Genomic DNA, 13,903 nt, shown 5'->3' with positions numbered 1-13,903 from the left:
GATAGCGTCGACTATTCCATATCAACCATCGATTAGAGAAACACCTGCCGGTTCACGGCCGGACGGGACGGCATCGGCGCAGCCCGGCGGCTGCTTTAGTCCAGGACCAGTCCGCGGCCACTGCCGCGCTGCAACTGGACCGGGTGGATTTCGCCGAAGCCGCGGACGTCTTCGGCCGGCCGCGGCTGAAGGACGAAGCGGTCGTCCTGTTCCAGCGCGGCCGCGGTCATCGAGTCAACGAGCACAGTGCCCGGGTCCGCCAGCGCGGTGAGCCGGGCCGCCAGGTTCACCGTGGGTCCGTAGATGTCGCCGAGCCGGGACAGGATCCGGCCCCACACCATCGCCACCCGGGCCTGCGGCAGGATCTCATCGTCGGTGAAGGCCTGGCACAGGGCGAGGGAGATCTCAGCGCCGGCTGCGGGTGTTTCGGCAATGTAGAGGACTTCATCGCCCACCGTCTTGACGAGACGGCCGCCGCCCACCGAAATAATCTCGGCGCACTTGTTCTCGAAACGCTGCACCAGCTGGGCAAGGGTCTTTTCGTTCATCCGGCGCGACAGGCTCGTGTACGAGACCAGGTCCGCGAAGCCGACCGCCCTGGCCAGCGGAAGCGGGGCGTCATCCTCGTCACCTTCGCGGCCTTCCTCACTGGAAGCCAGCCCGGCCTCGGCGCGGACAGCCAGGCGCTGGACGCCGGCGTTGAGCTGGCGGCGCCAGGAGTAAACCAGCATCTCCTCGAGTGCGTCCACGAGCGAAGGCAGTTGGCTGACCATGTTTTTGCGGGCGACAGGGTCTGAGACGCCCTGCTGGTCAACCATGTCCTCCACCAGCGCCTCGACCTGCCAGACAACCATCCGGTCCGTCATCTGGCCGATGGCGCGGGTGACGGAAATCGCGGCTTCCTCGGTGAGTTTGCCGGCGCGGACCAAATCCACGATGGTGTTCAGCGCGGCCTGGTCACGTTCGGTAAAGGCGACGTCCTCGTCGCCGATGTTGGGAAAACCCAGGGCACGCCAGAGTTTGCGGGCGGAAAGCAGCGAGAGGCCCGCGCCGGCGGCGACTTCACGGCGGCGGAGCTTGCGTTCCCCGCCGAGCAGCCGCTGCTCCAGGGCTTTCAACGCGATGCGTTCGGCGGACATGGTCCCGGTGGGAGGGGCGATGGCGTCCGGTTCTGCTGGTTCAGCCCGGGGCTGCTCCGGGGGAACGTTCTCAGCGCTCATTTCTTCCACCTTCTCTCGTCTCCCCCGGCCAGACCGGATCGGGGTTGTGCATCAGATCCACGGCGCCTGGAACCTCCCGCGGGAGTTCATTAATGGCGTCGAGGATGAAATTTCGGAACGTCGCGACTTCCGGGACGTCGGGAACCACCATGCCCGCGGGGTGCCCGGCTTCCAAGGATATATTCCCGGAGCGCAATACGCGTTGGAGCAACGACTGGTGGATCACCACATTACGGACTGCGGCCAGGAAAACCTGCTGATCCCGCCGCCTGAGCATGCCGTACCGGGCAATCAGGCGCTGGCTGGTCAGGATGTACTTTGTGGTCTGCCAGGTTATGGTCCGGGGCAGGCAATAGCCCAGCAGCACCGAGGCGGCGAGAACCACACAGCTCCCGATCAGCCAGGGCGTCGCGTTTGCCGCCTCATTTGCGAGGACCGGGGCGAGCTTGGCCGGGCCGCCCTTGACTATCCAGGCGCTGGCAAAGGCCGCGAGGGCAGGAACAAGGATAAACGCCAACGCCGGCCACAGCAGGGTCCGCGGCTGCGGCCGGGTGATCACAATGACCTGCTCGCCCGGGAGCAGCTCTTTACGCATAACCGCTTGGGGCACTTCCGGGGTTGGTTCCCTCGCCTGGCGGCGACCAGGGCCGCAGGTGCACAACGTCACCGGCCGTCACCACGTGCTCGTGCCCGCCGGCGTCCACCACCAGCAGGGAGCCGTAGTCATCCAGGCGGGTGGCGTGGCCGATGATTTCATGGTCCCCCGGGAGCTGCGCGCGGACCTGCTTACCCAGCGTCGTCAGCACATGCTCGACCCGCTTGTGCAGTGCGGGACCCCCTGCCAGCCCCGCGGCGGGATCGCCGTCGGCGTTGCAGAAACTGCGGTAAAGGGTGGCGAACCGGGACAGGTAGCTCTTCAGCAGTTCGGTCCGATCCACTGTGGTCGGGTGCTCCAGCAGGACGGACGTGGCGGTAGGCACCGGGAGTTCGGCCTGGGTGAGGGTAACGTTCAGCCCCGTCCCCAGCACCACGGGCGGCACGGCGCCGCCGTCCCTGGGGCCCAGCTGGGCCAGGATGCCGGCAATCTTCCGGCCACGGACCAGTACGTCGTTGGGCCATTTGAGTTCCGCGGGAATTCCGGCCGTTTCCAGCAGTGCCTCACGCAGGGCGAGGGCCGCCAGCAGCGAAAGCCAGGAGTAACTCTGGGTAGGCAGCGGCCTTCCCCCGGCATTGACCGGGCGCAGCACCACCGAGACGGAGATTGAGCTTCCGGCAGGGGCCTCCCAGCGCCGGTCAAGGCGGCCGCGGGCGGCGCTCTGGTATTCGGCGGTGAGCACTGTGAGATCCGGGTACGAGCGGGGGTCTTCGGTGACACCGCGGAGCAGGTCCGCGTTCGTGGAACCGGTCGAGTCGACCACCGTCAGCTGCGGTATCCCGGCCGCGGCGAGGAACGCCTGATCGCTGAGGGCGTTGAGGTCAAAGGGCGGACGGTCCGGGGCTTCCTGCGCGGCTTCCATGCTTTGAATCCTACCGAGTCAGCGCCGGGGTGGCGCTTCCCGCTCCGCCGGCGGCACCGAAACCACAGTGAACTCAGAGGAAGATGTCAGGAATGAGCCGGTCTTCCGGTGCGCCAAGGCTGTAGCCGGTGAAGTCGGTGACGCCGGCGGCGGCCAGGACCTGCTCGTCGGTGTAGAAGTTCCCGCTCCAGCTGCCGGATTCCGGAATCGCATTGCTGCTGGTCAGCACCGCATGGGCGGCGTCCGCCATGATTTCGGGGCCGCGGGCACCCTGGACGATCTTTTCGCCTCCCGGCATATTGCGGATTGCGGCGGTGTTGATCAGGGTGCAGGGCCAGAGCGAGTTCACGTTGATTCCGTCGATCTTCAGCTCCTCGGCGAGGCCCAGGGTGGTCAGGCTCATGCCGTACTTCGCCATTGTGTAGGCCAGGTGCAGGCCGGCCCACTTGGGGTCCAGGTTCAGCGGCGGGGAGAGCGTCAGGATCTGGCCGGCGTCGGATTCGCGCAACGCCGGCAGGGCGAGCTTGGAGAGCAGGAAGGTGCCGCGGACGTTAATGTCGTGCATCAGGTCGTAGCGCTTCATGTCGACTTTGTCGGTCTTGGAAAGATCGATGGCGGAGGCGTTGTTGATGACTATGTCGATCCCGCCGAAGCGTTCGACGGCGGCTGCGACGGCGCCGGCAACATCCGCGTCGTTGCGCACGTCACCGACCAGCGGCAGCGCCTGCCCGCCTGCCGCCTCGATCTGTTCGGCGGCGGAGTAGACAGTTCCCTCCAGCTTGGCGTGCGGCTGGGCGGTCTTGGCCATCAGCACGATGTTGGCGCCGTCGCGCGCGGCGCGGGTAGCGATGGCCAGCCCGATGCCGCGGCTTCCCCCGGAGATGAGGATGGTGCGGCCCTGGAGGGAACCGGCGGCCTGGTAGGGCCCTGCAGCGGCGCCCGAAGCATCAGTGCTCGAAGTCATAAGGACACTCTAGCCGACTCATGTTACCGACCAGTAACACTGATGCGGCGCCCGGCGATGCTCCGGTCCGGACAATTTCCGGGCCGGCCGGGGTGGTGGTGCCGGTGAGAGTCGGGGCGATTATTGTAGGTTTTCTACAGCAGCCTGGGCCAATAGCGTCACTAGACTTGCCAACAAGGACCGGTTTTTGTGGAGACCAGCTAAAGCGCCACACGGACGGGGCCACCGCACCGCGCACCATGAATACCACCACGATTCAGCAGAACATCAGCTACAGAGCCGGAGACACTTGATGAGCCACGATCTGACCACGACCGCGGGAAAGATTGCCGATTTCCGCGACCGCCAGGCCCGAGCTGTTCAGCCCTCCGGCCCGGAAGCGATCGAGAAGCAGCACGCCCGCGGCAAAAACACCGGCCGCGAGCGGATCGACCTGCTGCTCGACGCCGGCTCCTTCGTCGAGTTTGATGCCCTGGCCGTGCACCGCTCCACGGCCTTCGGCATGGAGAAGAAGAAGCCGCTCGGCGATGGCCTGGTTTCCGGCTACGGCACGGTGGACGGCCGGCCCGTAGCCGTGTACAGCCAGGACTTCTCCGTCTACGGCGGCTCCCTGAGCCAGGTCAACGGCGAGAAGATCGTTAAGGTCCAGGAATTCGCGCTGCGCAACGGCTGCCCTGTTGTTGGCATCCTCGACGGCGGCGGAGCACGGATCCAGGAGGGCGTTGCCTCGCTGGCGATGTTCGCGGACATCTTCCGAAACAACGTCCATGCCTCCGGCGTTGTCCCCCAGATTTCCCTCATCATGGGCCCCTCCGCCGGCGGCGCGGCCTACTCCCCCGCCCTGACCGACTTCGTGGTGATGGTGGACAAGACCTCCCACATGTTCATCACCGGCCCGGACGTGATCAAGACGGTCACTGGCGAAGACGTGGACATGGAAACCCTGGGCGGCGCCCGCCAGCACAACACCAACACGGGAACGTCCACCTATCTGGCCTCCGATGAGGCCGACGCGGTCGAGTTCGTCCGCGAACTCCTGGACTTCCTGCCCTCCAACAACCTCGCCGAGGCCCCGGTGCTGGAGCATTCCCAAGAGCTGGAACTCGACGACGAAGACTTCGCCCTGGACGCGCTGATCCCGGACTCGGCCAATCAGCCGTACGACATTCGCAAGGTCATTGAGCAGATCGTGGACGACGCACACTTCCTGGAGATGCAGTCGCTGTACGCACCGAACGTCATCATCGGCTACGGCCGGGTCGAAGGCCACACCGTGGGCATTGTGGCCAACCAGCCCATGCAGTTCGCGGGCACGCTGGACATCGCGGCCTCGGAGAAGGCTGCCCGCTTTGTCCGGCATTGCGACGCGTTCAACATTCCGATCATCACGCTCGTGGACGTGCCAGGCTTCCTGCCCGGCAAGGACCAGGAATTCCAGGGCATCATCCGCCGCGGCGCCAAGCTGCTCTACGCCTACGCCGAAGCGACAGTGCCGAAGCTGACGGTCATCACCCGCAAGGCCTACGGCGGAGCGTACATCGTGATGGGCTCCAAAAAGCTCGGCGCCGACCTCAACCTGGCGTGGCCGACCGCGCAGATCGGTGTGATGGGCGCCCAGGGCGCCGTCAACATCCTGTACCGCCGCGAACTCGCCGCAGTCGCGGAAGCCGGCGGCGACGTCGAAGCCAAGCGTGCCGAGGTCATCCGGCAGTACGAAGAGGAGCTGCTCAACCCCTACCAGGCAGCCCAGCTCGGCTATGTGGACGCAGTGATTGCCCCGTCCGAGACCAGGGTGCAGATCATCAAGGGCCTCCGTGCCCTGCGGGACAAGCGCGCCAGCCTGCCTGCGAAGAAGCACGGGAACATCCCGCTGTGACGTCGGCAGTCGAGCCCGGGGATGCGCAGCCGGCGGAGCACCCACTGCTCGCCGTGGTCAAGGGCGAGCCGACACCCGAGGAACTCGCGGCCCTGACAGCAGTGGTGCTTTCCCTGGGCAGCAGCGAGCCGGCCGGCACGGACAAGCCAAGCGCCCGGCACTGGATCCGCCGGCAGCAGCTGCAGCTGGCACCCGGGCCCGGGCCTGGCTCGTGGAAGCGCAGCCGGGGCTGAGCCTCCCTCCCCAGGTTGGGTTCCGGCCGTCAGCCACCGGGGAAAGTGCAGCAACCCTTTCATAACGGCCCGGGCCCGGCTAGTGTCTGTCGGGTGAGTATAGAAACCCCTGACACCACAGCTGCCAACAACCCGGGTCCCGGGCGGGCGCACACCGCCATCGACGCCGTCGCCGACGCTTTTACGGAGACCCTGATCCGGCTCAACCCGAGCTTCGCCACCGAGCTTGGCCTTCCGGGCCACGAGACGGAATACCAGGATTACTCCCCCGCCGGGCACGAGGGTTTCGCCGCTGCCGCGCGCGAGGCCCTAACGGCGCTGGACGGCCTGGAACCGGCGGACGACGTCGACGCCGTCACCCTCGATGCCATGCGCGAGCGCCTGGGCCTGCAGCTGGAAATCCACGACTCCGGCTGGGGCCTGGCGGAGCTGAACAACATCGCTTCCCCGGCGCAGGAGATCCGCGCAATCTTCGACCTGATGCCGACGGACACCGCCGCGCAGTGGGACCACATTGCCGGCCGCGCGACCAACGTTCCCGACGCGCTGGACGGCTACATAGTGTCGCTGCGCGCCGCCAAGGAGGGCGGCAAGGTCGCCGCCGCCCGCCAGGTGGAGATTGTGATCGAGCAGACCACCAAGCACGCCGCAGAGGACGGTTTCTTCGCCAGGCTGGCCGCCAACGCCAAGACCACGGCGGGCCCGCTGCCCGAGGACGTGCAGTCCAAGCTCGACGCCGGGGCTGCCGCCGCGCGCGTCGCCTACTCCCGGCTGGCCGGCTTCCTCGAGTCCGAGTTGCTGCCCGTTGCCCCGGCGAAGGACGCAGTGGGCCGTGAGCGCTACGCGCTGGCCTCCCGCGCGTTCCTGGGCGCCACCGTGGACCTCGAGGAAACCTACGCCTGGGGTGTGCAGGAGCTCGACCGGCTGATCGCCGAACAGGAGCATGTGGCCGGGCAGATCCGTCCCGGCGCCACGATCGGGGAAGCCAAGGAGATCCTCAACAACGACCCCGCCCGGCAGCTTAAGGGCACCGATGCCCTGCAGGCCTGGATGCAGGAGCTTTCCGACAAGGCCGTGGCCGACCTCGCGGGAGTGCACTTCGACATCCCGGAGGTGATGAAGACCCTGGAGTGCAAGATTGCCCCGACTGATGAAGGCGGCATCTACTACACCGGACCCTCGGACGACTTCAGCCGTCCGGGCCGGATGTGGTGGTCCGTCCCGCCGGGTGAGGACACCTTCACCACCTGGGCCGAGACCACCACGGTCTACCACGAGGGCGTCCCCGGCCACCACCTGCAGGTGGCGACCGCAACCTACCGCCGGGAGCTGCTGAACAAGTGGCGCCGGAACGTCTGCTGGACCTCCGGTCACGGTGAAGGCTGGGCGCTCTACGCCGAGAAGCTGATGCAGGAGTTGGGCTACCTGACGGACCCTGGTGACCACATGGGCATGCTGGACATGCAGCGCATGCGTGCCGCCCGCGTGGTGTTCGACATTGGTGTCCACCTGGAGCTGGAGGTGCCCGAGCGTTGGGGGTCGGGCACCTGGACTCCGGAGCAAGGGTACGGCTTCCTCCAGCAGAACCTCGCCATCAGCGAAGGCCAGCTGAGCTTCGAATTCACCCGCTACCTCGGTTGGCCGGGCCAGGCGCCGTCGTACAAGGTGGGCCAGCGGCTGTGGGAGCAGATCCGCGCCGAGCTCGAATCCCGGCCGGGCTTTGACCTGAAGGCCTTCCACACCAAGGCGCTCAACCTGGGCTCCGTCGGACTGGACACCCTGAAGCGGGCGCTGCTGGGATAGGCCCGCAACGACCCTCCGTCCCGGAGATCGGCCATCCTCCGGTCCCTGCTTCACGAGACAATCGCCACATTCGACCGGGGAATAACTTCACAAACGGGTAGTCTTCCGGCGGAAATCCCGTGATTCCGTGGCCGGGACCGAAAACCCCCCGCGTAACATTTCTCAACGTTCGTTCGCCGTGCTAAGTGCCGCAGTCCTAGCGTGTTCCAGTGAGCACTCAGACAAGCACCCCCGCATCCGCCGGAAAGACCGGCTTCCAGCTGCCCAAGTGGGCCGGCTCGTTCGGCTTCCAGATCATCGCCGCCCTGATCGTAGGCCTGGGTCTCGGCCTGCTGGCCAAGTACACGGGCAGCACCAAGGCGAACCCCAATGCCCTCGGCGCAACCCTGCAGACCATCGGCTCGAGCTACGTCTCGCTGCTGCAGACCGCCGTAGTGCCCCTTATCTTCACGGCAGTCGTGAGCTCCATCTCCAACCTGCGTGCCGTCTCCAACGCCGCCCGGCTGGCCTGGAACACACTGCTCTGGTTCGCCATCACCGCCTTGATCGCCGTGCTGATCGGCATCGGCCTGGGGGTGTTCCTGCAGCCCGGCGCCAATACCGGCATCACCCAGGAGGCCAAGTACAACGGCAAGTCCGGCGACTGGTGGGCCTTCCTGGTCGGCCTGTTCCCGAAGAACTTCCTGGGCCTCGGCGCCAGCACTACCGTGGCCGACGGCGTCGCCACCACTTCGGTGAGCTTCAACGTCCTGCAGATCCTGGTGATCGCGGTCGCCGTTGGCATCGCAGCCCTGAAGGTGGGCAAGGCCGCCGAGCCGTTCCTGAACCTCAACGCCGCAGCCCTGGCCGTGATCCAGAAGGTCCTCTGGTGGATCATCCGGGTCGCCCCGCTCGGCACCGTCGGCCTGATCGGCAACGCCGTGGCGATCTACGGCTGGGACACCATCGGTTCGCTGGGCAAGTTCACCTTCGCCATCTACGTGGGCCTGGCCCTGGTGCTGTTTGTGGTCTACCCGGTCCTCATCCGCAGCCACGGCCTGTCCGTCAAGCAGTACTACTCCGGCGTCTGGCCCGCCGTGCAGCTGGCCTTCGTCTCCCGCTCATCCGTGGGTACCCTGCCGCTGACCCAGCGCGTGACCGAACGCAGCCTGGGCGTACCCCGCGCCTATGCCTCCTTCGCCGTGCCGCTTGGCGCCACCACCAAGATGGACGGCTGCGCCGCAATCTACCCGGCCGTCTCGGCGATCTTCGTGGCCCAGTTCTTCGGCATCCAGCTGGACTTCACGCAGTACCTGCTGATTGCCCTCGTCTCCGTGCTGGGCTCCGCCGCAACCGCCGGAACCACCGGCGCCGTCGTTATGCTGACCCTGACGCTCTCCACACTGGGACTGCCGCTGGCCGGCGTCGGACTCCTGCTGGCGATCGACCCGATCCTGGACATGGGCCGCACTGCGGTCAACGTGGCCGGGCAGGCTTTGATCCCCACCATCGTGGCCAAGCGCCAGGGCATCCTCGACGAGTCGCTCTACAACGCACCGCGCAACGGTGACCCGTTCGCGGACGACGACGAAACCGCCGCCGGCGCCGTCGACCCTTCCGCCGCAGCCGCTCCCGCAGCCGCTCCCGCAGCGTCCCCGGATGGCCGCGAGCTGGCCGCCGCCAAGGGATAACCCGGCCCCGGGCAGAACCACAGGAAGTCCCCGGGAGGTTCCCGGGGACTTCCTTGGTGTTGCCGGCTCAGGGACGGCGGCGACGCAGGATCCTAGTGTCCGCCCCGGCCTTCGCCCCCGCCGATAACTCCCGCTGCCACTGCCTTTGCCACGGCGTCCGCCTCGGCCTGGGTCAGGGTGCCATCGGTGACGGCCTTGTCCAGACGGGTCTTTAATACCGCAGCCCGGTCGGCCTGTGCAGCGGTGCGCAGCTCCTCCAGCGCCGTGGTGACCTTGGATTCATCGATTCCGAGGGAGGCAGCGAGTGACTTCGCCAGTGCCGCCTCCCTGGTGGCCCGGTCCGGCTTGGTGCCTTCGGCCAGCGGTGTGGCCGGCTTATTGGCTTCGCGGAACGCCTTCAGGGCCTCCGTTACCTTGGCCTCGTCCACGCCGAGCTTGGCAGCGAGTTCGGCAGCCTGGGCTGCGCCGCGATCGCCACCACCGTGTCCGTGTCCGCCCCGCATGCCCCCACCCTCGGTGGCGCCGGGCGTTGCCTCTGTCGAAGCGCTGGAGCTGGGGCTAAGGGTCGGCGTGGTGGCGGCTGAGGCCATCCCGGTGACCCCAAGCCCGGCTCCGAGGGCCAGGGCCCCGGCCGAAATCGCGAGTGTCATTCTCTTCGTTCGTGACATGCGCTGTCTCCTGTTCTGCAGCTTCGTGCCCGCTGCCATTGGTGATTGTCTCTTCCAAGACGTAGTTCCAGTCTCCGCCGGGCACTTCGGCAGAAGCTGTCCGGAACCTTTCATCTTCCTGTGAAGCCAGGCGGCCGCCGCCTGCCGGAACTTTGGCCGGTTTCCGCGCTGCGGTTCCGGTCCGGGGAGCTCCGGAGTCGGTAGGCTCGGTGCATGCTGATCGTGACCTCCAATGACATCCCCGGCCACCGGATTGACGCAGTATTCGGCGAGGTCATGGGCCTTACCGTCCGCGCCCGGGATATCGGCGGCCAGGTGATGGCCGGCTTCCGTTCCCTTGGCGGCGGGGAACTGCCCGAAATGACGCGCATGCTCTACGAGAGCAGGCAGCAGGTGATGGCGCGGATGGTCACAGAGGCGGAACAACGCGGGGCCAACGCCATAGTTGCCTTGCGTTTCGACAACTCCCAGCTGGGGACCACGTGGACCGAGGTCTGCGCCTACGGTACAGCGGTATTCATCGTGCCGATCCCGGCCGGCGAACCGGGGGCCACCGGCCAGTCGGCCTTCCTGAGCCAAGCTGCCGCGGACAGAAATTTGCCCTGAGTGCAAACATGCACGTAGTGTAAATACGTGCATCCATCCCTGCCCTCCCGAGCCGCGGTACCTCCTGCGGCCGAGACCCTGCCCGAGGCGCCGTCGCGCCGTGAGCTGAACAAGGCCGCCACCCGCCAGGCCATCATCGACTCAGCGCTGGCCTTGCTCCGATCCAATGGTCCGGGCAACTTCACGGTCGAAGACATCGCTGATGCTGCCGGAATCTCGCGCCGCACGTTCTTTAACTATTTCGGCAGCACCGAAGCCGCCATCGCCGCGGTCACCTTCGGCTTCCTGGACAAGGCCCTTCAGCAGTTCCGGCTGCGCCCGGCCGGAGAACCCTTCCTGGACTCCGCCCGTGCCGCGCTGGCGGAACTGGCCGATCCGATGACGGTGGCCCCGTTGGCCGAGCTGTACAGCCTCGGCCAGGCCTATCCGCAGCTGAGCCGCTCCGAGCTGGAAGCCTGGGACCACTGCACGGGCCAGATCATCACCGCAGCCCGCGAGCGTGTCAGTGGCGGCGGCGTCGAACTCGATGAGCTGTACCTCCGGGCACTGGCCGGCTCAGTAATCTCCTGTGGCAAAGCCGCCATGGATGTCTGGTTCGCCCGGTGCGGCGGATCACTCACACCGGAGTCCCTATCCGTCCTCCGGCAGCTCCTGATCGATTCCATGAGCCTGCTCGGCTCCGGATTTGCCCGCCCCGGCACCCTTCAGGCCGGCACTCCGGCCGCCAACTCCAACTCCACCCTTTTCGCAGATCGGCTCTGACATGGCACTTTTGCTCTACCGCCTCGGCAAGTTCTCCTACCGGCACCGCTGGCTTGTCATCTCCGTATGGCTCGCCGTGTTGGTGGCCGTCGGCGGCGCGGCAGCCGCTTTCCACGGCACCTTGTCCAACAACTTCCAGATCCCGGGAACCGAGACCCAGCAGATGGCGGACAAGCTCAAAAATGAGCTCCCCTCATCCTCCGGCGGCTCCGCGAGTGTGGTTTTCGAAGCGAACGATGCCCAGTTCAGCCAGGCCGGAAAGGAAGCCGTCACGGCTGCGCTGGCCAAGCTCAAGACGCTCCCCGACGTTCAGGGAACGGTTGATCCGTTCGCCACCCAGGCGCAGCTGGATAAGGCGGGCACGGATCTGGCAGCAGGCCAGGAGCAGTCCGCCACCGGGAAAGCCCGGCTGGAGCAGTCGGCCGCAGAACTCGCGGCAGGAAAAGCCAAGCTGGACGCGGCCGAGCAGCAAATGACGGCGGCCGGTATGGCGCCCGCCGCGATCGAGGCACAGCTCGGCCAGCAGAAGGCGGCCCTCGCCGACGGTCAGGCAAAGCTGGACGCCGGCACCAAGGACCTCCAGGCAGGCGAAGCCAAGCTGGCCCTGGGAGCACGCCAGATGGAAGCCTCGAAGGGCCTCCGTTTCGTCTCCGAGGACGGCAAGGCCGCGATCGCACAGGTCCAGTTCAAGACCTCAATCAACGGGCTCAAGCCAGAGGTCCGCCAGGAAGTCCAGGACATCGCCAAGGAGGTTTCCGCCGCCAACGTCACGGCGCTGCCCAGCAAGGAAATCAGCGAAGACATCTCCGAGCTCTTTGGCACCGCCGAAATTCTCGGCATCGCCGTAGCCGCCCTGGTGCTGATCATTATGCTCGGGACCCTGATCGCCGCCGGACTTCCGCTGCTGATGGCAATTGTCGGCGTCGCCGTCGGAGTGGGCGGCACCTTTGCCCTCAGCGGCACTATGGACATGAGCTCCATCTCGCCGATGCTGGCACTGATGCTTGGCCTTGCGGTCGGGATCGACTACTCCCTGTTCATCGTCAATCGGCACCGCGGCCAAATGCTCGCGGGCATGGACCCCGAGGAGTCAGTGGCGCTGGCAACCGGCACCTCCGGCAACGCCGTGCTCTTCGCCGGCCTCACCGTGATCATCGCCCTCGCAGCCCTGGTGGTCCCGGGTCTTCCGTTCCTCGCCGTGATGGGCCTCTCGGCCGCGGCGACGGTGGCCGTCGCCGTCGTCGTTGCCCTGACACTGACGCCGGCCGTCCTCTCCCTGGTGGGCCGAAAACTGATCTCTAAACGGGCCTGGGCCAAGGCGGAAAAGCACAATGCCGCGCCCGGCCACGAAACCGATGACCGTGCCAAGGACGAGTACCGCAGCAGCCACGGCTGGGGCGGTGTGGTAACCAACCACCCGTGGCTGGCCCTGCTCGCCGGAGTGGTCCTGCTCGGGGTTGTGGCGCTGCCGGCCAGCCAGCTCCGGCTCGCCCTGCCGGACGCCAGCTCCGAGCCGGTCGCCTCGCAGGCATTCAAGGCCTATGACGTCACCAAACGAAGCTTCGGTGAGGGCATGACCGGCCCGATCATTGTGGTGGGTGACTTCCCGGCGGGACTCAGCGTAGCCGAGGCCCAGGCCAAGCAGTTCGACGTCGCGGACATCCTGCGCGGAACCGACAATGTCAGCGCAGCCGTGCCGCTGGCCCTGAGCGAGGACCGCCGGACCGCCGTGTTCCAGGTCATTCCGAAGGAAGGCCCCGCCAGCGCCAGCACCGTCCGGGTGGTCTCCGAACTCCGCGCCGAGAAGGGCCAGATCAAGGACTCCACCGGCGTCAGCATCGGCCTCACCGGCCAGACCGCCGGCAACGTCGATGTGTCCACCAAGCTCGGTGACGCGCTGCCGCCCTACCTGATGATTGTGGTGGGCCTCTCGCTGGTCCTGCTCCTGCTGGTGTTCCGCTCCATTTGGGTTCCGCTGCTGGCGACCGGCGGTTTCCTGCTCTCGCTGGCCGCCGCCTTCGGAGCCGTCGTCGCGGTCTACCAGTGGGGCTGGCTCGGGGCTGTCTTTGGCGTCGAGAACCCCGGTGCAGTGCTGAGCTTCCTGCCCATCATCCTGATCGGTGTGCTGTTCGGCCTGGCGATGGACTACCAGGTGTTCATCGCCTCCGGCATGCGCGAGTCATATATGCACGGCGAATCGGCCAAACATGCGGTCCGCTCCGGCTTCAGCCATGCCGCTGCGGTGGTTACCGCCGCCGCGATCATTATGGTCAGTGTGTTCTCGGGCTTTATCTTCTCGCACCTGAACATGGTCCGGCCGCTCGGCTTTGCGATGGCCTTTGGTGTGCTGATTGACGCCTTTGTGGTCCGGATGACGATCGTTCCGGCCGTGATGTACCTGCTCGGCGAAAAGGCCTGGTGGCTGCCCCGCTGGCTGGACCGGATCCTGCCGGATGTGGACGTCGAAGGTGCCAAGCTGCGCAAGCCCAATGCCGACGCCGGGGATCCCGTCGCGGAAAGCGCCGGAACCGCTGCCCGGTAGCTCCACCGGCTGCCCCCAAGCACCAAACTGGCCGCCCGCTGA

General features: G+C 66.7%; 12 protein-coding genes. 7 read left to right on the top strand and 5 right to left on the bottom strand.

Going from position 1 to position 13,903, the window contains the following annotated elements; all coding sequences use genetic code 11:
• Window positions 1-95 precede the first annotated feature (95 nt).
• From QMG72_RS05025 to QMG72_RS05010, 4 genes are all read right to left on the bottom strand, one after another.
• Entirely contained in the window at window positions 96-1,220 is a 1,125-nt protein-coding gene (locus tag QMG72_RS05025) for an adenylate/guanylate cyclase domain-containing protein (protein WP_226773625.1), read from the bottom strand.
• Window positions 1,210-1,815, bottom strand: coding sequence for a PH domain-containing protein (locus QMG72_RS05020; protein ID WP_226773626.1), 606 nt, complete (start codon window positions 1,813-1,815; stop codon window positions 1,210-1,212). The genes QMG72_RS05025 and QMG72_RS05020 overlap by 11 nt, the downstream gene beginning before the upstream one ends.
• On the bottom strand, window positions 1,808-2,737 hold the full coding sequence (locus QMG72_RS05015) for a biotin--[acetyl-CoA-carboxylase] ligase (RefSeq protein ID WP_226773627.1): 930 nt from the start codon (window positions 2,735-2,737) through the stop codon (window positions 1,808-1,810). The genes QMG72_RS05020 and QMG72_RS05015 overlap by 8 nt, the downstream gene beginning before the upstream one ends.
• A 73-nt stretch (window positions 2,738-2,810) precedes the next feature.
• The gene (locus QMG72_RS05010; RefSeq protein ID WP_283479866.1) at window positions 2,811-3,701 is read right to left on the bottom strand and encodes an SDR family oxidoreductase; all 891 of its coding nucleotides are present in this window, start codon (window positions 3,699-3,701) and stop codon (window positions 2,811-2,813) included.
• A gap of 292 nt (window positions 3,702-3,993) precedes the next feature.
• Here QMG72_RS05010 and QMG72_RS05005 point away from each other — a divergent pair, with 292 nt between their 5' ends.
• The 4 genes from QMG72_RS05005 to QMG72_RS04990 all read left to right on the top strand — a co-directional run bounded on the left by QMG72_RS05005 (window position 3,994) and on the right by QMG72_RS04990 (window position 9,283).
• On the top strand, window positions 3,994-5,577 hold the full coding sequence (locus tag QMG72_RS05005; RefSeq protein ID WP_226773629.1) for an acyl-CoA carboxylase subunit beta: 1,584 nt from the start codon (window positions 3,994-3,996) through the stop codon (window positions 5,575-5,577).
• Window positions 5,574-5,810 (top strand): acyl-CoA carboxylase subunit epsilon, encoded by a 237-nt coding sequence (locus QMG72_RS05000; protein ID WP_282359243.1) that lies wholly within the window; start codon window positions 5,574-5,576, stop codon window positions 5,808-5,810. The genes QMG72_RS05005 and QMG72_RS05000 overlap by 4 nt, the downstream gene beginning before the upstream one ends.
• A gap of 93 nt (window positions 5,811-5,903) precedes the next feature.
• Entirely contained in the window at window positions 5,904-7,613 is a 1,710-nt protein-coding gene (locus tag QMG72_RS04995; RefSeq protein ID WP_226773631.1) for a DUF885 domain-containing protein, read from the top strand.
• 209 nt (window positions 7,614-7,822) lie between these two features.
• A complete protein-coding gene (locus QMG72_RS04990; protein WP_282359242.1) occupies window positions 7,823-9,283 on the top strand; it encodes a dicarboxylate/amino acid:cation symporter in 1,461 nt (486 codons plus the stop codon).
• A 92-nt stretch (window positions 9,284-9,375) separates the two neighbouring features.
• Here the strand turns inward: QMG72_RS04990 and QMG72_RS04985 are convergent, their stop codons facing one another.
• Window positions 9,376-9,951 (bottom strand): hypothetical protein, encoded by a 576-nt coding sequence (locus QMG72_RS04985; RefSeq protein WP_283479865.1) that lies wholly within the window; start codon window positions 9,949-9,951, stop codon window positions 9,376-9,378.
• Between the two features lie 213 nt (window positions 9,952-10,164).
• Here QMG72_RS04985 and QMG72_RS04980 point away from each other — a divergent pair, with 213 nt between their 5' ends.
• Genes QMG72_RS04980 through QMG72_RS04970 form a run of 3 tightly spaced genes read left to right on the top strand, consistent with a single transcriptional unit; the run spans window position 10,165 to window position 13,861 of the window.
• Window positions 10,165-10,557: a YbjQ family protein gene (locus QMG72_RS04980; protein WP_226773634.1), complete on the top strand. Its 393-nt coding sequence runs from the start codon at window positions 10,165-10,167 to the stop codon at window positions 10,555-10,557.
• Window positions 10,558-10,584: 27 nt separating this feature from the next.
• On the top strand, window positions 10,585-11,319 hold the full coding sequence (locus QMG72_RS04975) for a TetR/AcrR family transcriptional regulator (protein ID WP_502913756.1): 735 nt from the start codon (window positions 10,585-10,587) through the stop codon (window positions 11,317-11,319).
• A 1-nt stretch (window position 11,320) separates the two neighbouring features.
• Window positions 11,321-13,861, top strand: a complete 2,541-nt coding sequence (locus QMG72_RS04970; protein WP_283479864.1) for an MMPL family transporter — start codon at window positions 11,321-11,323, stop codon at window positions 13,859-13,861.
• Window positions 13,862-13,903: the final 42 nt, after the last annotated feature.

Origin of the sequence: Pseudarthrobacter sp. PH31-O2 (assembly GCF_030063265.1) — a bacterium.
Classification (GTDB): domain Bacteria; phylum Actinomycetota; class Actinomycetes; order Actinomycetales; family Micrococcaceae; genus Arthrobacter.
This window is presented reverse-complemented; position numbering and strand designations above follow the sequence as displayed.

Bases quoted from the DNA above. Each gene is read 5' to 3' on its own strand.
- QMG72_RS05025 (WP_226773625.1), bottom strand. From the start codon at position 1,220: ATGAGCGCTGAGAACGTTCCCCCGGAGCAGCCCCGGGCTGAACCAGCA.
- QMG72_RS05020 (WP_226773626.1), bottom strand. From the start codon at position 1,815: ATGCGTAAAGAGCTGCTCCCGGGCGAGCAGGTCATTGTGATCACCCGG.
- QMG72_RS05015 (WP_226773627.1), bottom strand. From the start codon at position 2,737: ATGGAAGCCGCGCAGGAAGCCCCGGACCGTCCGCCCTTTGACCTCAAC.
- QMG72_RS05010 (WP_283479866.1), bottom strand. From the start codon at position 3,701: ATGACTTCGAGCACTGATGCTTCGGGCGCCGCTGCAGGGCCCTACCAG.
- QMG72_RS05005 (WP_226773629.1), top strand. From the start codon at position 3,994: ATGAGCCACGATCTGACCACGACCGCGGGAAAGATTGCCGATTTCCGC.
- QMG72_RS04985 (WP_283479865.1), bottom strand. From the start codon at position 9,951: ATGTCACGAACGAAGAGAATGACACTCGCGATTTCGGCCGGGGCCCTG.
- QMG72_RS04980 (WP_226773634.1), top strand. From the start codon at position 10,165: ATGCTGATCGTGACCTCCAATGACATCCCCGGCCACCGGATTGACGCA.
- QMG72_RS04970 (WP_283479864.1), top strand. From the start codon at position 11,321: ATGGCACTTTTGCTCTACCGCCTCGGCAAGTTCTCCTACCGGCACCGC.